Origin of the sequence: Mesorhizobium sp. WSM2561, from assembly GCF_000513915.1 — a bacterium.
Classification (GTDB): domain Bacteria; phylum Pseudomonadota; class Alphaproteobacteria; order Rhizobiales; family Rhizobiaceae; genus Mesorhizobium; species Mesorhizobium muleiense.
This window is the reverse complement of record NZ_AZUX01000018.1, coordinates 57,111-74,948: the sequence shown is the minus strand read 5'-3', so window position 1 is coordinate 74,948 and position 17,838 is coordinate 57,111. Positions and strand designations below refer to the sequence as shown.

Sequence of the window (17,838 nt, the reverse complement as noted above, 5' to 3'; positions counted from 1 at the left end):
CTGGCCTTGCGGTGCGGAACCTTTTGATGCCGAGGGACAGTACCCGGGCGCTGTCCCACCAGCCTCAGATCACATTCAACTCCCTGAAAGCCCGCCCCTCGGCAACGCGCTCATACCCAAACGCCGAGCAGTCCACCGTGCGGTAGCCGCCATGCACGATCAGCTCGGCCAGCGCCTTGCCGACCGCCGGCGCCTGCTGCAGGCCGTGGCCGGAAAAACCGTTGGCGAAGAGAAAATTCTGCACCTGCGGATGCGGGCCGATCACCGCGTTCTGGTCGAGCGTGTTGTAATCGTAATGGCCGGCCCAGGCGCGCGTCGGCTTGATCGCTTCGAAGGCGGGGATGCGGGTCGCCAGCACCGGCCAGATCACCTCTTCGAACAGCGGCCAGTCGGGCTCGAAATCGCCAGGATCGGCGGGGCCGTCGCCGTCTTCCGGTTCGGCCCCGCCGGTGATGTAGACCGAGCCTTCCGGCCGGACATAGATGCCTGAGGGATCGACCAGCAGCGGCATGTCGTCATATTTCTCGCGCGCCTCGAAGATGAAGACATTGCGCTTGCGCGGTTCCACCGGCAGCACCAGTCCGGCCATTGCCGAAACTTTTCCGGCATTCGGCCCGGCGGCGTTGACGACGATGCCGGCGTCGAGCCTTTCGCCATTGTCGAGGCCGACGCCGGTGACACGGTCGCCCTGCCGTTCGATGCCGGTCACGTCGGCGGTGATGAAATCGATCTTTTTCTCGCGCAGCGCCTTGCGGAACAGCATCAGCATGGCATGCGCGTCGAACCAGCCCTCGCCCGTGCGGCCATAGGCGCCGGCGGTGATGCCCTCGGCCGACAGCCATGCAAACCGGCGGACGAGCGCCTTCGCATCCTCAAGCACGATGTCGGCGCCCTCGGCCAACTGCGTCTGGTGATTGGCCTTGAGGATCGGCAACCCGTTCTCGCCGGCAAGGATGAGATAGCCGCCTTCGCGAAAGCCGATATCGGCATCCGGCCCGAACTCTTGCGTCAGCCGCCGGAACAGTTTCAGCGTGAACTGCGACAGGCGGATGTTTTCGGGAATCGAAAACTGCTGGCGGATCGAAGCGCAGGACAGCGTCGTCGCCGCATGGGCGAACTGCGGGTCGCGCTCGACCAGCGCGATCGAGCCCGAAAACCCTTCCTCGCGCAGATAATAGGCGATCGAGGAGCCGACGATGGCTCCGCCGATGATGACGACGTCGTAGCGCACTTTTTCGCTTCTCCAGTTCTAAAGCATGATCCCGAAGCCGGTTCTTCTGAAACGATCATGCTGCAATTCATACAGCCGGCAAGATAATCTCGAAGCGCGTGCCGCGCTCGGAGTCAACCAGGCGGATCGTGCCATCATGCGCTTTCAGGAGGGCCAGAACGATGCCGAGGCCCATGCCGGTGCCGCCGCAATCGCGGCGTGTGGTGAAGAATGGCTCGAAAATACGCGCCCGGTTGCTCGGCGAAATGCCGGCGCCGTCGTCGCTCACCTGGATCGTCGCCTTGCCGCCTGCGCTCGCCGCCATGATCGAAACCAGCGTCGCGCCATGCCGCGCCGAATTGTCGATGAGATTGGCCAGCACGATCGCCGCGTTCTCGGCCGAGATGCGCAGGCCGGTCTCGCCCGCCTCGACACGAAGCGCCGGCCTGTCCCCGGTCGGCAACAGCGCCAGGGCCGCACTGAGCGATGTGCTTTCGCCGCTGGGCGCAAGATTTTCGGCGCGCGCCAGGTCGAGCAGACGGCGCACCAGCAAATTGAGCCGCCCGGCGTCGGTGACGATATTGTCTGAAAACCGCCGCCGCTCGGCCTCGTCCATCGCGCTACCTGAATCGCGCAGCAGTTCGGCCGCCCCCTGGATCGCCGTCAGCGGCGATTTGAGCTCGTGCGAGACATGGGTGGCGAAGGTCTGGATGCTGTCGGAGCGCGCATGCAGCTTTTCGGCCATGTCGAGGAAGGCGTCGGACAGCGCTGCCATCTCGCGCGTGCCGTGATGGTCGAGCGGCCTGATCGCTGCGCGATCACCGGCGGCGATGCGCTTCGTGCGCTCCATCAGCGCGTAGATCGGCCGGCTGACGGTGCGCAGGAAGATCAGGCCGATGAGCAGCGTGCCGCCGAGGATGGCGATCGCCGCCAGCACCACCTTGCCGCGCTCGCCATAAAGATGCTTGACGATGTTGTTCGGCGTCCGCGACAGATAGACGACGCCGGCGACCTTGCCATCGACGGCGACCGGCATTGCGACGAAGACGCGGACTCTCGTGCCGCGGCTGACCGAATAGAGCGAAGGTGAAGGCTGGTTCGGAACCCTCTGCCGGAGCGCGCTGGCATAGCGGCCGGCAAGTGCTGCGCGAACCTCGCCGACGGCGCCGAGCGACAGGCCGACCTCCTCGCGTCCGGCGATGACGACGCCTTTTGGGTCGAGCAGCCGGAAGCCGGCAAGCGTGGTTTTCTGCGTCTCGGCAAGAATGCCCGACAGCCGCGCGCCGATCGCCGTGAAGGCGGGATCGACGCTGGCGGCCGTCGCGGCAGGTCGGGTCGCCAGAACCCTGTCGGAGGCGAGATCGAGACGCGGCTCGATCGGCCGGTAGGGAGAGTCCGGATTGTCGCTGTCGGCAGGCACGGCCGCGCCGAGCTTTTCAGCCGCGATGCGGGCGGCGCGGACCTCTTGCGCATGGATGGCGGCAAGGGCGGCACCTTGCGCGATCAGCTCGGCCTCGGTCTGGCGGATCAGCTGGTTCTCGTAGAGCCTGAAGAAGAACAGGCCGACCAGCGGCAGCGCCATCACCATGATCAGGATGGCGACAACGATGGTGGCGAGGCGCGGGCGCCATTTATGCGCGGTCACGCGCCGCACCGGCCGAGCCGGAAGCCGACGCCATGCACGGTCTCGATCGCATCCGTGCAGCCGGCCGCCGCCAGCTTGGCGCGGATGTTGCGGATATGGCTGTCGACGGTGCGGTCGGCGACATGGATGTTGCCGGCATAGGCATTGGCCATCACCATGTCGCGCCCAAGCACATGCGCCGGGCGCGCCAGAAACCCCTTCAGGATGGCGAATTCGATCGAGGTCAGCACCAGCGGCCTGCCGTCGAAGCTGGCGGCGTGGCTGGCCGGCACCAGAGCCAGACGGCCGTGCAAAAATTGGCTGTCGTCGGCCTGTTCCGCCTTTGCCGGGCGGGCACGCCGCAGGATGACGTTGACGCGGGCGACCAGCTCGCGCGGGCTGAACGGCTTGGTGACATAGTCGTCGCCACCCATTTCGAGCCCGAGGATGCGGTCGATTTCTTCATCACGCGCCGACAGGAACAGCACCGGCACATCCGATGTGTGCCGCAGCCGCCGGCAGACCTCCAGCCCGTCCATCTCCGGCATGCCGATGTCGAGCACGACAAGGTCGGGCGCGCGGCGCTCGATCGCCTGCAAGGCGGCGGCGCCGTCGGCTACCGCAACCGTTTTCATGCCGGCCTTTTCAAGCGCGAAACAGATGATCTCGCGGATGTGCGGATCATCGTCGGCGATCAGGATGTGATGCGGCATCGATCAGCGGCCCGGCACGAAGGGTTCGGAGCCCTGAGGAACCACGAACGGGATAGACGTGTCGAGAGTGCCAAGGAGCCGCCAGTCGCGAAAGCTCCAGGCGCGCCAGTTTTCCTGGGCGCGGTAGCGGGCCTCGTCCTGTCCCAGCAAACGGGCGAGTTCGCGGTAGGGGGAAAAGCTGGCCGCATTGGTCCTGGCCTGCTGCTCGAGGAAGCGATCGAGTGCCGGCCGGGCGCTGGGACCGAGCGAACGCAGGTACCAGAAATCGAGCTCGGTTCCGTGGCCGGTCATTTCGAATGAGTGCTCGACATTGTAGTTGGCGATCAGGGCGGCAAAATTGATGAACGAGCAGGCATAAAGCGTCGCCGATAGCGTCAGAAGATTGGCGGAAAGCAGCCATTCATTGGATTTTCCGAGCGCGATGCGGGCGATGATCAGGGCGAGGCCCGCCGCGACCAATCCCATCCAGACAAAGGCGGCGACGCGCCAGTAGGTCAGCGCATAGATGCCGACATAGAGTTCGAGCCGCAGGATCGACGAGATGACCAGCACGATGTTCTGCGCCACCCAGACATAGACCAGCCGGCGGATGAGCGGATCGCTGGAAGTGGCACTTCCCGGCCTGAGCGCCGCCAGCACGAAACCGGCGGCGAGCAGCGCCGTGACGATCAGCGGATAGGCGCCGCGATGCGCATAGGCGGCGTAGGTCAGCCCGTCGGGCAGGGCGATGCCGCCCCACAGATAGGTGGCGTCGAGCGCGGTCTGCATCGCGAACAGGATGTTGAAGACCACCAGCGCGCGAAGGATGGCGGCCTTGCCGAAGATGATGTCCTCGACCGCGTTGGCGGGTTTTGTCGTCGTCGTCACCCCGCTGACAGGCACAGGTGTCACCCGATGCGCAATGCGGTGCAAGAAGCGCGGCAGGCGCGGGCGCAGAAAAGCCCAGACGCCGGCAAGCACGACCAGCCAGAAGGCCAGCCGCGGCAGCTGGATGAGGTCGAGCAGTGCGTGGAGATCGATCAGCGACAGCCAGTATTCGATAACCGGATTGGCGGCGCCGAACAGCGCCAGAAACACTGCGCCCAGGGTCAGCGGCATGATCCAGACGGCGATCGCCGCGAAGCCGATGCGCCGCCGGCCAAGCCGCCGCGCCGCCTTGCGCCGGCGGACGAAATCGTGGACGAACCGAACCGGCGCTGCGAGCAGGAACAGCGCGACCTGGCCGGCAATGCGGGCAAACCCGCGCCGCAGCCGCCCGACCAGCGAAAGCGCAAAGACGGCCATCGCCACCAGCCCAATCGCGACAGACAGCGCACTGACATTTTCGATAAGCGGCAGCAGCCCGGCAAGCAGGGCAGTGGGTTTGAACCAGGCCCGGCCGGCGCTGCGCGCCGACGGCTGGAGCGCCGCGGCCGCGGCGGCCAGCGTCATGCCGAACAGGAAAAGCGTGATGCCGACCGGCTGCCCATAGAAGAAGAAATCGGCCAGCGCGGCAAGCAGGACGGCAACGCCGAAGCGCGCGCAAGTGCCCGGCGCGGCGGTAGGCAATGATGTCATGATCGGGCTTTCTCAGCGGCTTTGATCCGGCCGGGGGCGGAGATTTGCGGATGAAGGGGAGGAGGGCCGCCGAACGCGGTCGCGGTGGATCGACGAGCCAGCAACCGTCATTGCGGAGGGGCAGGGACCAACGGGGCTTTTCTCGCTCTTGCATGCCGCCTCTATCGCCGGCCGAAATGCAGGCAGCGAGGCCGGTCCGAGGAGATTTTCCGCAATCTCGTGCAGTTTTTGTGCAGGGCAATCGCTTCAGGTTTGAATCCGCCCCGTCACCCCTTCCGGGCGCTTGCGCTGCCCCTCACCTGCCTGCCGGCATCCTCTCCCGTATAGTGACGGGGAGAGGGGTGCTCTCATCGCCGGTTTCGCCAATCACCAGCGTTGCAAGAATGGCGCCGAGCGGCCAGCTCCCTTCTCCCCGTCACTATACGGAGAGTGCCCGGCAGGGCGATGAGGGGCGGCGCCAACTTCGACGATTGGCTTGCATCCAATGCAAGCTATGACTGCCCGAAGCGATTGCCTTGTGTGCTTGCTTCGATCGCCTCCAGGCGGCATAGATCAGGCATGACCGAAACCTGCCGCCCGCGCCGCTCGGTGCTCTACGTCCCGGCCTCGAACGACAAGGCGCTGGCCAAGATCTCGTCGCTGGCCTGCGATGCCGTCATCATCGATCTCGAAGATGCCGTCGCCCCGGCCGACAAGGTTTTTGCGCGCGAAAAACTGGCTGATATTTTCGCTCACCGCGCAAACCTGCGCTGCGAGATGGTCGTGCGCATCAACCCGCTCTCCAGCGAATGGGGCGCCAAGGACTTGCTGGCGGCGGCAAGCTGCGAGCCCGACGCCATCCTGCTGCCCAAGGTCGACACGCCGCGCGACGTCCTGGAAGCCGGCGACGTCCTCGACGACAATTTTTCACCCGACGCGGTGAAGCTGTGGGCGATGATCGAAACGCCCAAGGCGCTGCTCAACATCGGCCCGATTGCCGAGCTTGGCCGCGACCCGGCCTCGCGGCTGGTCTGTTTCGTTGCCGGAACGAACGACCTGGTCAAGGACACCGGCATTCTCGCCACGCCCGACCGGCGCTATCTCGCACCATGGCTGATGCAGATGGTGCTCGCCGCGCGCGCCGGCGGCCTCGACCTGCTCGACGGTGTCTTCAACGATTTTCGCGATCTGAAGGGACTTGCCCATGAATGCACGGAAGCAGCCGCCATGGGGTTTGACGGCAAGTCGCTGATCCACCCGGCCCAGATCGATTCCGCAAACCGCGCCTTTGCGCCATCTGCCGAAGCGGTGGCCGAGGCGCGTGCGGTCAAGGAGGCCTTCGCGCTTGCCGAAAATGCCCGCAGGCAAGTCATCGCGCTGAACGGAAAAATGCTCGAACGGCTGCATCTGGCGCAGGCCGAGAAACTGCTGGCGAAGGCGGCCGCCAGCGCCAGCGGGACATGATTGCAACGCACCACAGGAATGAAAAATGAAACTCTACCGCTTTCTGTCCGGGCCGGACGATTCCAGCTTCTGCCACAAGGTGACGGCGGCGCTGAACAAGGGCTGGCACCTGTTCGGCTCGCCGACCTATTCCTACGACCAGCAGACCAAGACCATGCGCTGCGGCCAGGCCGTGGTGAAGGATGTCGAGGGCCAGGAATACGGCCCTGGCACCAAGCTCAGCGATTGGTAGGGCGCTGACACGCTTGTCCCTCGTCATCCTAGGGCGTAGCAGTCGCGAAGCGACGTCGCGGAGACCCTAGGATCCATGCCGTTATTTTTGCCGAAGAGCACGGCGGATCAGGATTAATGCGACAAGAAGGATTCATCGGGATGGCCGCCCGATTGCCTGTTAACGCGGAACCGGATGATGAGTTGTTCAGTTCTGCACCGCCGGAGCACTGCACCACCGTAACGGCATGGATCCCAGGGTCTCCGCGACGTCGCTTCGCGACTGCTCCGCCTAGGATGACGAAGCGTGAGGCCCTTACTCCGCCGCCTCTTCGATCCGGCCGGCATCACCTGAATATCAGCACAGCCTATTCGGCTGCCTCTTCGATCCGCTCCATATCATCGTCCGACAGGCCGAAATGATGGCCGATCTCGTGGATCAGCACATGGGTGACGATATCGCCCAGCGTCTCTTCGTTCTCGGCCCAGTAGTCGAGGATGGCGCGGCGGTAGAGCGTGACGCGGTTCGGCCCCTCGCCGGTCTGCGGATTCCAGCGCTCGGCGATGCCGCGCCCCTCGAACAGGCCGAGCAGGTCGAAAGGCGTTTCCAGCGACAGGTCGTCCATGATCTCGTCGGTCGGGAATTCGGCGATCTGGATGACGATCTCGCCGGTCAGCTTGCGAAACTCCTCCGGCAGATGGGCGTAAGCTTCTAGCGCCAGGAACTCCATTTCCTCCATCGACGGCGAAAGCTCGTCGTGCCAGGTACGGGTCTTGTAGATGCGGGCCATGCTTTGTCCTTCTGATCCCGGCATATAGGCTTTCGCGCCGGACTCGGCAATTGGCCGGGTTGCCACCTTTCGCTGACAGGAATAAATTCCCCATGACTCCGCTTGACTCTTCGGCCGCCCTCTGGAATCTATTGGAACATAACAGGAACAATTGTGAGTGGAAGCTGACCGTCATGGCGACAAGCGCCGTGGCGCGGGAGACTGTTTTTGCCCTGCGCCGCCAGATCGCGAAGATCGAGGGAACGCTGCCCGAGCGCCTGCAGGCGCCGGCTGGCGCTCCCGTTGATGCGCCCCGGAATCCAACAGCTGATGTCACGCCCGGGGATCCAACAGCTGATGTCACGCCCAAAAATATCACGCTAAAAAATCTGACAATCGTCCGCCGCGGCCTCGCCGTGGCGCCGCCCGATGCGTTTCTGCGCACCGGCGCCGAAGGTCTCGACACCGCGCTCGGCGGCGGCCTGCCGAAGGCGGCGCTGAGCGAGATCCATGGCGCCGCGACCCGCGATGCCGGAGCCGTCGCCGGCTTCGCCCTGTCGCTCGTCAGCCTGATCCTCAAACAGGAGCCGCGACTGCCGGTCCTGTGGATCGGCACCGCGGAAATCTTCCGCGAGGCCGGCTTCCCCTATGCCAGGGGGCTTCATCGCCTTTTCGGCATCGAGCCGGAGCAATTGCTGTTTTCCGAGGCGCCAAGGCTCGTCGACGCGCTGTGGACCGCCGAGGAGGCCGCCCGGATGACGGCGCTCGCCGCCGTCATTCTCGAAATCCGCGGCAGTCCGCAGCGGCTGGACCTCACCGCGACGCGGCGGCTGCACGCCCGGGCACAGAGCGCCGGCCGGCCGGTGTTTCTGCTGCGCCAGGCCGGCGAACCCGAGCCGACGGCGGCACCCGTCCGCTTTGTCCTGTCGGCGGCGCCGTCGGCACCGCGCCAGACGATCGCCGGGCCGCTCGCCGGCTCGATCGGCCGCCCCGCCTTCACCGTCAGCATCGGCAAGAGCCGTACCGCCTTGCCAGGACAATTCACACTGGAGTGGAACCCCGATGAACGCAGTTTCGAGGAAAGAAGGGCCGGGGAAAGACGGCAAGAACCGGCAGCGAATCCTGTCCCTGTGGTTTCCGCATCTCGCCGCGGAAAGGATCCTGCGCCAGCGTCTGGGGCAGTCCTGGCGTTCGCGGCCGTCGGATCACCTGCCGCTGGTGATCAGCCATCGCCAGGCGAACGGGCGGCGCATCGCCGCCCTCGACGAGCGGGCTGAGGCGCTTCATCTGAAGCGCGGCATGGGCATAGCCGACGCGCGCGCCATGCATCCGTCGATCGACGTCGTGGAAGCCGATCCCGAGGCCGACCGCCGCCTGCTCGAAAGCCTCGCCGACTGGTGCGACCGCTACACCCCGCTGGTGGCGATCGACGCAGCCGATGGCCTGTTCCTCGACGTCACCGGCTGCACCCATCTTTTCGGCGGCGAACGGGCGATGCTGGACGACATCCTGTCGCGCTTTTTCCATCAGGGTTTCGATGTCCGCGCCGGCCTTGCCGCCACACCAGGTGCAGCCTGGGCGGCAGCGCGGTTTTCTGGTGACCGCATCGTCCCCGGTGGCGAGGAGGAAGCGCTTCTCGCGCCCTTGCCGCTGGCGGCGCTGCGCATCGAGCCTGACATCCGCGCCAGCCTGGAAAGCGTCGGCCTGCGCACGGCGGGCGCCGTCATGGCAGCACCGCGCGCGCCGCTCGCCCGCCGCTTCGGCAGATCGCTGCTTTTGCGTCTCGACCAGGCGCTCGGCCGCCTCGACGAGGCGGTGTCGCCGCGCCTGCCGGTGGCGCCGCTTTCGGTCGAACGCCATCTCGCAGAACCCATCATGCTGACCGACGAGATAGAGCGGCTGGTGAAAATGCTGGCGACGACTTTGAAGGCGGACCTCGAGCGCCGCGGCGAGGGCGCAAGAAGGCTGGCGCTGCTGCTTTTCCGCGTCGACGGCGCCGTCAGCCGCATCGCCGTCGGCACCTCGCGGCCGTTGCGCGAGCCGTTGCTGATCCAGAAATTGTTTCACGAAAGACTTGCCGCGCTCGAACAGGACATCGATGCCGGCTATGGCTTCGATCTCGTGCGCCTCTCGGTGCTGTCGGCCGCCGCCTTCGACATGCAGCAGGCGGATCTGACCGGCGAGACGCGCGATGACGGCGCCGACATCGCCCTTTTCGCCGACCGCATCCGCGCCCGGCTCGGCGAAAGCGCGGTTTTGAAACCGGTTGCCGTCGAGAGTCATCTGCCCGAGCGCGCCGTCGCCACGCATCCCTATGCGGAGGCGCCGCAAAGGGTCTCTGCGCCAAAGCAGCCGGACAAGATACAAGACACCAGGCCTGGCTTGCGGCCGGAACGGCCGATCCGGCTGTTCCGCTCGCCCGAGCCGATCGAGGTGCCGGCCACCGAAATGCCTGAGGGACCGCCGATGAACTTCCGCTGGCGGCGCGCGCTGTACCGGGTGGCGCGCGCCGAAGGGCCGGAACGCATCGCCCCGGAATGGTGGCGGGAGGCAGCGGGGCAGGAAGCGACCCGGGATTATTTCCGCATCGAGGATAGCGACGGCCGCCGTTACTGGCTTTATCGCCAGGGTCTCTACGGCGCCTCGCAGGCGGCGCCGCGCTGGTTCATGCATGGGGTCTTCGCATGAACGCGCTGGCGGTCGTCCCCTATGCCGAATTCGGCATCCAGTCGAATTTCTCGTTCCTGCGCGGCGCTTCGAAACCGGAGGAGCTGGTGGTCGCGGCAAAGTTTTTGGGCTTTTCGTCGATCGGGCTTGCCGACCGCAACACGGTGGCTGGCGTCGTGCGCGCCTGGCAGCAGGCCAAGGTGGAAGGTCTTTCCTATCATCCCGGCTGCCGCCTGGTTTTTTGCGATGGCACGCCCGACGTTCTCGCCTATCCGCAGGACCGCAAGGGCTGGGGCCATCTGTGCCGCCTGCTGACGCAGGCCAATATGCGCGACGACAGCGAAAAGGGCGCACCGCTGCTCTATCGCGACGATCTTTTCGAATGGGGCGATCGCATGTCGCTGGCGATCCTGCCGGATCTGTCGACGCCGGCCGAGGATCTCAGGCTGATAAGCCGCCTGAAAGATCGTTTCGGCAAGACCCTGCGGCTTGCCGTTTCGCCGGATTATCACGGCAACGACCGCTACCGTATCGAGCAGGCGGCTGCCATGGCCGAGGCATCAGGCATTCCGCTGATGGCGACCAACGACGTTCTTTACCATACGTCCGAACGGCGCCGGTTGCAGGACGTGCTGACAGCGATCCGCCTCAACCTGCCTGTTGCCGAAGCCGGGCTGGAACTGGCGGCCAATGCCGAACGCCATTTGAAGCCGCCAATGGAGATGGCGCGGCTGTTCCGGCGGCATCCGCAGGCACTGGCGCAAACGCAGCACTTTGCCGGCGAATTGAGCTTCTCTCTCAGTGACCTCCAATACAACTATCCCGACGAACCGACGGAATCGGGCCTCGGGCCCCAGGCCGAACTGGAAAGGCTGGCTCGGGAGGGAGCCGCGATACGCTACCCCTCGGGCGTTCCCGCCGATGTGACCAGGCGCATCCGCGAGGAGCTCGCTTTGATCGAGCGCCTGAATTACGCGCGCTATTTCCTGACTGTCTACGACATCGTCAAATTCGCCCGCAGCCAGGGCATACTCTGCCAGGGACGTGGCTCCGCGGCCAACTCGGTGGTCTGCTATTGCATCGGCATCACCGAAGTGGGGCCTGAGCGGATCGATTCGCTTTTCGAGCGTTTCATTTCCGAGGAAAGAAACGAGCCGCCCGACATCGATGTCGATTTCGAGCATGAAAAGCGCGAGGAGGTCATCCAGTATATCTACTCGAAATACAGCGCCAGGCGCACCGCGCTTGCCGCGGCCGTCGTCAGCTACCGGGGCCGCTCGGCGATGCGCGAAGTGGCCAAGGCGATGGGCCTGTCGGACGATGTCAGGAGCGCGCTGTCCAGCTCGATCTGGGGCTGGTCGACCTCGGAGCTCGGCGAAAAGGAGACCAGGGCCGGCGGTCTTGATCAGACCGATCCGTCGACCAGGCAGGTGATCGAATGCGCCAACGAGATCATGGGCTTTCCCCGTCATCTGTCGCAGCATGTCGGCGGCTTCGTCATCACCAGGGACCGGCTCGACGAGATCGTGCCCATCATCAAGACGGCGATGGACGAGCGCAAGATGGTCGAGTGGGACAAGGACGATCTCGACGCGGTGAAAATCCTAAAAGTCGACGTGCTGGCGCTCGGCATGCTGACCTGCCTGCAGCGCGCCTTCACCCTGCTTGAAGATCATTATCCCGATGCGCGGGATGATTTTGGCCGGCCCTATGTGCTGGCCACCCTCCCTGCCGAGGACGAACATGTCTACGACATGATCTGTCGCGCCGATACGATCGGCGTCTTCCAGATCGAATCGCGCGCCCAGATGTCGATGCTGCCGCGGCTCAAGCCGAAAACATTCTATGACCTCGTCATCGAGGTGGCGATCGTGCGGCCCGGCCCGATCCAGGGCGACATGGTCCACCCCTATCTGCGCCGCCGGCAAGGCAAGGAAAAGCCCGAATATCCGAAGCCGGAACTGGAAGAGATACTCGGCAGGACGCTGGGCGTGCCGCTGTTCCAGGAACAGGCGATGAAGATCGCCATCGTCGCCGGCGGCTTCAGGCCGGGCGAGGCCGATGAACTGCGCCGCGCCATGGCCACCTTCAAGCGCACCGGCACGATCGGCAATTATCGCAAACAGATGGTCGACGGCATGATTTTGCGGGGTTACGAGAAGGACTTCGCCGAGCGCTGCTTCAAGCAGATCGAGGGTTTTGGCGAATATGGCTTTCCCGAAAGCCATGCCGCCTCCTTCGCCCTGCTGGTTTATGCCTCCTGCTGGTTCAAGACCTTCTATCCCGACGTGTTCTGCGCCGCGATCCTGAATTCCCAGCCGATGGGGTTTTATCAGCCGGCTCAGCTTGTCCGCGACGCGCGCGACCATGGCGTTGAAATCCGCGAGGTCGACGTCAATTTTTCCGGTTGGGACTGCGCGCTGGAGGAAGTGGCTTTCGATCCAACCCGCATCCTCGACCGCCATGCCCAGATGCGCGGCGTCATCCGAACCAGCCATGCCGTCCGGCTGGGTTTCCGCCAGGTCAAGGGCCTGTCGAAGGAGCGCATGGAGGTGTTTGTCGCCAGACGCGGCGACGGCTACGCAACCGTTCGCGATGTCTGGCTGCGCTCGGGCCTCCATGTCGACGAGATCGAGAAGCTGGCGCAAGCCGACGCTTTCCGTTCGCTCGGCCTCGACCGCCGCGACGCCCTGTGGGCGGTCCGCGCGCTCGACGGCAGGAGTGCCACGGAGACCCTGCCGCTGTTCGACCGGCCGGCGATCCGCTTGCGCGATCTCGAGCCCGAGACCAGGCTGCCGACAATGCCGCTTGGCGAGCACGTCGTCCACGACTACCGTTCGCTCGGCCTGTCGCTGAAGGCGCACCCGCTTGCCTTTCTGCGCCAGCGGCTGGACCGCTCAGGCGTCACCCCCAATGCGCGCCTCGGCCAGGTTCGGGACGGCAAGCGCGTTTCGGTCGCCGGCCTTGTCCTGGTGCGGCAGCGGCCGGGCAACGCCAAAGCGATTTTCCTGACGCTGGAAGACGAGCAGGCGGTCGCCAACGTCATTTTTTGGGAAAGGACCTTCAACCGCTACCGGCCCATTGTCATGGGCGCGCGGCTGATCCGCGTCACCGGCAAACTGCAGTCGGAATCGGACGTCATCCATATCGTCGCCGAGAAGGTCGAGGACCTGACACCCTGGCTGTCCGTACTTCTGGAGGAGAAGCCCGATGTCCCTGTCGTGCAAAACGACCGGCAGGACATCGCGGGGAAGGCAGAAAGGGTCATGCCCAAGGGGCGCAATTTTCAATAGGGGAGATGTCCGGCAGGACAGAGGGGGGCGCGAAGGATCACCACGCTTCAGGACGGCCCACCCAACCGCGGCGGCGGCAATCCGTCGTCGAAGGGGAGCGAGCGTGCTTCCGAAGGCAGCATGATCGGGATGCCGTCACGCACCGGATAGGCAAGCCGTGCGACCCTCGAGATGAGCTCGCCGCGCTCCGGATCCCAGCTAAGCGGACCCTTGGTCAGCGGGCAGGCCAGCAATTCCAGCAGCTTGGGGTCGACATTGGCCTTCTTTCCCTCACGCCCATCCACCATTTTGTCAGTCCTTTGGTACAATCGCTACAGCGCTAGGCCTCGCGCGGCTCTCCCTTCTCCCACAGGGGGAGAAGGAGGCGTCCTTCTACTGCAAACTCGACCCGAAATCCTCGTTCTCGCGTGCCAGCGCCATCTCGGTGATGGCGATCAGCGTTTCGGCGCGTGTCTTCAGGTCCGCCGCTTCGAGCAGCGCCTGTTTCTCGGCCGGCCCGTAGGGCGCCATCATCGACAGCGCATTGACCAGCATGGCGTTTTCGGCGCGGCTGACGCTTTCCCAGTCGGCTTCAAGATCGTTAGCCTGCAGATAGGCGCGAAAGGCCTTGAGCAGCGCCGGCCGGTCGATCTCGGCCTCGGCCTGATCTTCGTCGAGATCGGTGAGAAACGGCGCAAACCGGCACTGGCGGAAGGGCGTCTTGACCGCAAGCTCCTGCACGATGCGGAACCGGCACACACCTTGCAGCGAAATCAGGTAGCGGCCGTCGCCGCTCTCGGAAAGCGCGATGATACGGCCGGCGCAGCCGACATTGCAAAGCGCCGGCTCGCCGTCGGGACGCCGCGCGCCGTCGAGGCTGGGCTGTATGACGCCGATCAGCCGCGATCCGGCGATCGCCTCATCGACCATCTCCAGATAGCGCGGCTCGAAAATGTTGAGCGGCATGCGGCCGCCCGGCAGCAGCAAGGCGCCTTCAAGCGGGAAGATCGGCACCGTCGGCGGCAAATCCGTATCGAGCCGGTAATGCGCGTTTCCCGCCTGCACTTCAAACCTCCGCTCGCTCCCTCAAGAAGCGCATCAAGTCCGCCCATCCCTTCGCAACCTGACCCAAAATCGTCACCAGGCGAAGAACGGATCGGTCAGGCCTCCTAATCTGGCGCAGCCGTTGTCGACCGCAAGGCCATCAGGCAAAAACAGCTTGGTGCGGGCTCAGGAAAACAGCAGCGACGACAATTTGCGCCGCGCCGCCAGCGTTGCCTCGTCGGTCATGCCCCATGCCTCGAAGAACTGCAGCAACTGGGTCTTGGCGCCGTCGTCGTTCCACGAGCGATCGGCTTTGACGATCGCCAGCAGATTGTCGGCTGCGGCCATGCGCTCGCCGTTGGCGTTCTGGATCATGGCAAGCTCGAAACGTGCCTGATGATCCCCGGGGTTCTCAGCCAGGCGCCGCTCGAGCTCGGCCGGATTGCCAAGTGCTGCCGCCTGCGCGGCAAGCGCCATCTTGGCGCGTACCGCGGCGAGCGATGCCGCATCCTTCTTGGCTTCCGGCGCCCGCGCCAGCACGGCTTCGGCGCCCTCGGCATCGCCGGCCTCGAACAGCAGGTCGCCCAGCCCGGCAATCGCCTCGATCGTCTCCGGCGCCTGTTCCAGGATCGCGTCGAAAATGTCCGCCGCGGTCTGCACATCGCCGGCGGCGCGCGCCTCCGCGGCCGCGGCAAGCGCCTCGGCCACCTGCGGCGCACCATTACCCTTGCCGCCGACCTTCTGGATGAACGCGGCGATCTGGCTCTCGGGAATGGCGCCCATGAAGCCGTCGACGGGCTGGCCATCCCTGAATGCGATAACTGCCGGTATCGACTGGATGCCGAGCTGTCCGGCGATCGAAGGATGGTCGTCGATGTTCATCTTGACCAGCTTGACCTTGCCGCCGGCGGCGGTGACCGCCTTTTCCAGCAGTGGCGTCAGTTGCTTGCAGGGCCCGCACCATGGCGCCCAGAAATCGACCAGCACCGGCTGACGGCGCGATTCCTGGATGACGTCGGCGGCAAATGTAGCGGTCGTCGTCTCCTTGATGACGTCGGCAGCGACAGGCGGGTCGCCAAGCGCGACTTTCGCGGGGGTGGCGTCAGTGCCGCCATACTGCACAGTGGTGGCATACTGTCCGGCATTGCTGCCAAACGGACCGCCAAATTGATTGTTGTCGCTCATCTCGTGCCCTTTCGGTCGCCGCCCGGTCGCCAGCCCGGCGCAACATCCTTAATTCTCACCCAGAAGTCGGTATATCGTCATCCATGTGGCGATCATGCCGTGACTTTCAAGATAACAGCATCATGCCCGGTTGCCTCGACGAATTTGACCAGGTCGGCGGCGGCGATCGATGTCGTTGCCTCGTTGGTCAGCGGATGGGCGTTGATGACGGCATGGCGCATCAACTCCTGGTCGAGAACGACCTTGACCCGTAACTGCGCATCGTTGATCAAGCCGAACACGGTGACCGCCCCCGGAACGACGCCGAGAAGCTCCATCAGCATCTCCGGCTTGCCGAAGGAAACGCGCCCGGCGGCGCCGATGATTTGGTGGATCTGCTTGAGATCGACCACCGCCTCCTCATCGACGCTGACCAGGAAGAAATTGTCCTTCCTGTCCTTGAGGAACAGGTTCTTGGTGTGCCCGCCGGCGATTTCCCCGCGCAGGGCCTGCGAATCGGCGACCGTGAACAGCGGCGGATGGCGCAGGGTCGAGACCTCGATCCCGAGATCGACAAGAAAGGCGAAAAGCTCGGCTTCGGTTTTCGGCATGTCGTTTCTTGTCGGACCTTCTGTTGTTGCGGTTTGGCTTGTTGTCGCGTTCGGATCATGCCGTTTACGGCCAATGACGCCGCCGAGACAAGACCGTTGCGCAACAAGGCTGCCGATTGCGTTCCTGTCCGCGTCAGGGAAGCCTCGTTTGCGTCGCCGGGTACGGCCCAAAAAACCTGCGATTTCCCTGTTGCAATCGCCGCGCCCTTCAGCCATATAGGCTCGGCTTGCGGCCCAAAAGCCGCGCGAGCGGGTGTAGCTCAGGGGTAGAGCACAACCTTGCCAAGGTTGGGGTCGAGCGTTCGAATCGCTTCACCCGCTCCAGTTTCCCAAGCGGGAAACAAGCATCGAAAAGCCGCGGTTCGCCGCGGCTTTTTCGCGTTTTGGACCGCACGGCATCAGCCGGCGGACGAAGGCGAGCTTGGACAACACCTCCGGCGAAATTGCTGACGCAGCCGAATAAAATTGCAAATCATGTGTGCGCCGCGGCGCATCGCAGCATCGAGAGTCTTGGTCGGTTGGCGGGCTCCTTCATCTGTTCGGCCGATGCCATGGGCCAAGAAAAAGCCGACATTCGAGCCCGATCCTAAGGGATCCCCTGGAACGGTCCTGCCCCTACAGACGGTCCAGAGAGCACCACCGGCCTCAGGGCCGGTGGTGCATTGTTGCGTGGGGCGCTCAACTGGGGCTAGCCGTGGCCGTTTCCGGCCGATCTTCATCTATGCGCATCGGCCAACGAAGCGGCAATCGCCGCAATCGAGCGGAACAGCACGAGCGGGTCGTCCCTTGACGGAATGAAGCCACGCCGCTGCCAGAACGCGGCGGCCTCGGGATCGATGGCGTTGACCAGGAGCGCGCGGCCGCCGACGAGCTCCGCAGCCGTTACGCAGCGCTGCAGGGCGTGCTTGACCAGCCCGGTTCCGATGCCGCGGCCGGCCCAACCGGCGTCGGTGGCCAACTGGCCGAGCAGCAGGCAGGGCACGGGATCGGGAGGTTGGCCGGTGCGAATGGATCGAGGCACGATGTCAGGAATGACGGCTGTCGGCGCAAGGCCGTAATAGCCGACAACACGGCCTGCCGCATGAACGACCAGCACGGCGGTGAAGCCCTTCTCCTGATTCGAAAGGGCTCGGGTCTTGAGCCAATGATCAAGCGTCGGCTTTCCACAACTGAACTCGGAAACATCGTGGGCTGCGGTCAGCGGTTCGGGAGCGGAGAGAAGGGTCAATCTTTCGCAACATGGCCTGGCTCCCAAGGTGCGGGACGCTTCACCAGTTCGACCATTTCGGCCACCGGCGTCGCCGGCCCGGACAAGACCGCCATGAAATCGGCGAAGCCCTCTGAGTTCATGCGGATCAGCCGGCTCTCCATCAGCACATCCTCGGCCGCGCGAACGGCTGCGTCGCGCACGAAATCCGTGCGCGAGCGGCCGCGCAGGCCGGCCGCACGATCGATCATCGCGATATCGGCCGCCGGCAGGCGCATCGATATGGGGTGTTCCTTGCGTTCAGCATTGGTGGCCATGTGCATCTCCTGCCATAGACATAGCTGAC

General features: G+C 64.8%; 16 protein-coding genes and 1 tRNA gene. 6 read left to right on the top strand and 11 right to left on the bottom strand.

The genetic code is table 11. From position 1 onward, the window contains the following. Positions 1–64: 64 nt before the first annotated feature. From M727_RS0116935 to M727_RS0116920, 4 genes are all read right to left on the bottom strand, one after another. Positions 65–1,231 (bottom strand): FAD-binding oxidoreductase, encoded by a 1,167-nt coding sequence (locus M727_RS0116935; RefSeq protein WP_027153668.1) that lies wholly within the window; start codon positions 1,229–1,231, stop codon positions 65–67. Positions 1,232–1,298: 67 nt separating this feature from the next. After that, positions 1,299–2,792, bottom strand: a complete 1,494-nt coding sequence (locus tag M727_RS0116930) for an ATP-binding protein (protein ID WP_198032652.1) — start codon at positions 2,790–2,792, stop codon at positions 1,299–1,301. 59 nt (positions 2,793–2,851) lie between these two features. Further along, complete coding sequence (locus M727_RS0116925; RefSeq protein ID WP_027153666.1) at positions 2,852–3,547, bottom strand: response regulator transcription factor; 696 nt, start codon at positions 3,545–3,547, stop codon at positions 2,852–2,854. A 3-nt stretch (positions 3,548–3,550) separates the two neighbouring features. Next, entirely contained in the window at positions 3,551–5,104 is a 1,554-nt protein-coding gene (locus M727_RS0116920; RefSeq protein ID WP_027153665.1) for a DUF4173 domain-containing protein, read from the bottom strand. Positions 5,105–5,662: 558 nt separating this feature from the next. Between M727_RS0116920 and M727_RS0116915 the strand changes: the two genes are divergently transcribed. After that, positions 5,663–6,547 carry a CoA ester lyase gene (locus M727_RS0116915; protein WP_027153664.1) on the top strand — a complete coding sequence of 295 codons (885 nt, stop codon included), beginning with the start codon at positions 5,663–5,665 and terminating at the stop codon, positions 6,545–6,547. Positions 6,548–6,572: 25 nt separating this feature from the next. Further along, positions 6,573–6,779 (top strand): DUF1737 domain-containing protein, encoded by a 207-nt coding sequence (locus tag M727_RS0116910; RefSeq protein WP_027153663.1) that lies wholly within the window; start codon positions 6,573–6,575, stop codon positions 6,777–6,779. A 346-nt stretch (positions 6,780–7,125) separates the two neighbouring features. Here M727_RS0116910 and M727_RS0116905 read toward each other — a convergent pair whose 3' ends face one another. Beyond that, the gene (locus tag M727_RS0116905; RefSeq protein ID WP_023802719.1) at positions 7,126–7,548 is read right to left on the bottom strand and encodes a metallopeptidase family protein; all 423 of its coding nucleotides are present in this window, start codon (positions 7,546–7,548) and stop codon (positions 7,126–7,128) included. A 173-nt stretch (positions 7,549–7,721) separates the two neighbouring features. On the opposite strand from M727_RS0116905, the gene M727_RS43070 reads away from it, so the two are divergent. Genes M727_RS43070 through M727_RS0116890 form a run of 3 tightly spaced genes read left to right on the top strand, consistent with a single transcriptional unit; the run spans position 7,722 to position 13,487 of the window. Continuing rightward, positions 7,722–8,804 (top strand): hypothetical protein, encoded by a 1,083-nt coding sequence (locus tag M727_RS43070; RefSeq protein ID WP_027153662.1) that lies wholly within the window; start codon positions 7,722–7,724, stop codon positions 8,802–8,804. Beyond that, positions 8,746–10,215: a DUF6504 family protein gene (locus M727_RS0116895; RefSeq protein WP_036262497.1), complete on the top strand. Its 1,470-nt coding sequence runs from the start codon at positions 8,746–8,748 to the stop codon at positions 10,213–10,215. Before M727_RS43070 ends, M727_RS0116895 begins: the two co-directional genes overlap by 59 nt. Beyond that, entirely contained in the window at positions 10,212–13,487 is a 3,276-nt protein-coding gene (locus tag M727_RS0116890; protein WP_027153660.1) for an error-prone DNA polymerase, read from the top strand. Before M727_RS0116895 ends, M727_RS0116890 begins: the two co-directional genes overlap by 4 nt. 47 nt (positions 13,488–13,534) lie before the next feature. On the opposite strand, the gene M727_RS0116885 is transcribed toward M727_RS0116890, so the two are convergent. The 4 genes from M727_RS0116885 to M727_RS0116870 all read right to left on the bottom strand — a co-directional run bounded on the left by M727_RS0116885 (position 13,535) and on the right by M727_RS0116870 (position 16,285). Next, positions 13,535–13,774 (bottom strand): Trm112 family protein, encoded by a 240-nt coding sequence (locus M727_RS0116885; protein WP_027153659.1) that lies wholly within the window; start codon positions 13,772–13,774, stop codon positions 13,535–13,537. Between the two features lie 85 nt (positions 13,775–13,859). Further along, positions 13,860–14,531, bottom strand: a complete 672-nt coding sequence (locus tag M727_RS0116880) for an LON peptidase substrate-binding domain-containing protein (RefSeq protein WP_027153658.1) — start codon at positions 14,529–14,531, stop codon at positions 13,860–13,862. 165 nt (positions 14,532–14,696) lie between these two features. Beyond that, a complete protein-coding gene (gene trxA / locus M727_RS0116875; RefSeq protein ID WP_027153657.1) occupies positions 14,697–15,695 on the bottom strand; it encodes a thioredoxin in 999 nt (332 codons plus the stop codon). Positions 15,696–15,787: 92 nt separating this feature from the next. Next, positions 15,788–16,285, bottom strand: coding sequence for a prolyl-tRNA synthetase associated domain-containing protein (locus tag M727_RS0116870; RefSeq protein WP_027153656.1), 498 nt, complete (start codon positions 16,283–16,285; stop codon positions 15,788–15,790). A gap of 249 nt (positions 16,286–16,534) precedes the next feature. Here M727_RS0116870 and M727_RS0116865 point away from each other — a divergent pair. After that, positions 16,535–16,609, top strand: a tRNA-Gly gene (locus tag M727_RS0116865). A 391-nt stretch (positions 16,610–17,000) separates the two neighbouring features. On the opposite strand, the gene M727_RS0116855 is transcribed toward M727_RS0116865, so the two are convergent. Both M727_RS0116855 and M727_RS0116850 read right to left on the bottom strand, forming a co-directional pair. Then, positions 17,001–17,513: a GNAT family N-acetyltransferase gene (locus tag M727_RS0116855; protein ID WP_027153655.1), complete on the bottom strand. Its 513-nt coding sequence runs from the start codon at positions 17,511–17,513 to the stop codon at positions 17,001–17,003. Next, positions 17,510–17,809, bottom strand: a complete 300-nt coding sequence (locus M727_RS0116850) for a DUF1778 domain-containing protein (RefSeq protein ID WP_027153654.1) — start codon at positions 17,807–17,809, stop codon at positions 17,510–17,512. The genes M727_RS0116855 and M727_RS0116850 overlap by 4 nt, the downstream gene beginning before the upstream one ends. Between the last annotated feature and the right edge of the window lie 29 nt (positions 17,810–17,838).

What these genes read in the sequence shown, in the direction of transcription:
- M727_RS43070 (WP_027153662.1), top strand. Translation starts at nt 7,722, where the DNA reads ATGGCGACAAGCGCCGTGGCGCGGGAGACTGTTTTTGCCCTGCGCCGC.
- trxA (WP_027153657.1), bottom strand. Translation starts at nt 15,695, where the DNA reads ATGAGCGACAACAATCAATTTGGCGGTCCGTTTGGCAGCAATGCCGGA.
- M727_RS0116910 (WP_027153663.1), top strand. Translation starts at nt 6,573, where the DNA reads ATGAAACTCTACCGCTTTCTGTCCGGGCCGGACGATTCCAGCTTCTGC.
- M727_RS0116915 (WP_027153664.1), top strand. Translation starts at nt 5,663, where the DNA reads ATGACCGAAACCTGCCGCCCGCGCCGCTCGGTGCTCTACGTCCCGGCC.
- M727_RS0116850 (WP_027153654.1), bottom strand. Translation starts at nt 17,809, where the DNA reads ATGGCCACCAATGCTGAACGCAAGGAACACCCCATATCGATGCGCCTG.
- M727_RS0116890 (WP_027153660.1), top strand. Translation starts at nt 10,212, where the DNA reads ATGAACGCGCTGGCGGTCGTCCCCTATGCCGAATTCGGCATCCAGTCG.
- M727_RS0116905 (WP_023802719.1), bottom strand. Translation starts at nt 7,548, where the DNA reads ATGGCCCGCATCTACAAGACCCGTACCTGGCACGACGAGCTTTCGCCG.
- M727_RS0116930 (WP_198032652.1), bottom strand. Translation starts at nt 2,792, where the DNA reads ATGGCGCTGCCGCTGGTCGGCCTGTTCTTCTTCAGGCTCTACGAGAAC.
- M727_RS0116925 (WP_027153666.1), bottom strand. Translation starts at nt 3,547, where the DNA reads ATGCCGCATCACATCCTGATCGCCGACGATGATCCGCACATCCGCGAG.
- M727_RS0116870 (WP_027153656.1), bottom strand. Translation starts at nt 16,285, where the DNA reads ATGCCGAAAACCGAAGCCGAGCTTTTCGCCTTTCTTGTCGATCTCGGG.
- M727_RS0116885 (WP_027153659.1), bottom strand. Translation starts at nt 13,774, where the DNA reads ATGGTGGATGGGCGTGAGGGAAAGAAGGCCAATGTCGACCCCAAGCTG.
- M727_RS0116920 (WP_027153665.1), bottom strand. Translation starts at nt 5,104, where the DNA reads ATGACATCATTGCCTACCGCCGCGCCGGGCACTTGCGCGCGCTTCGGC.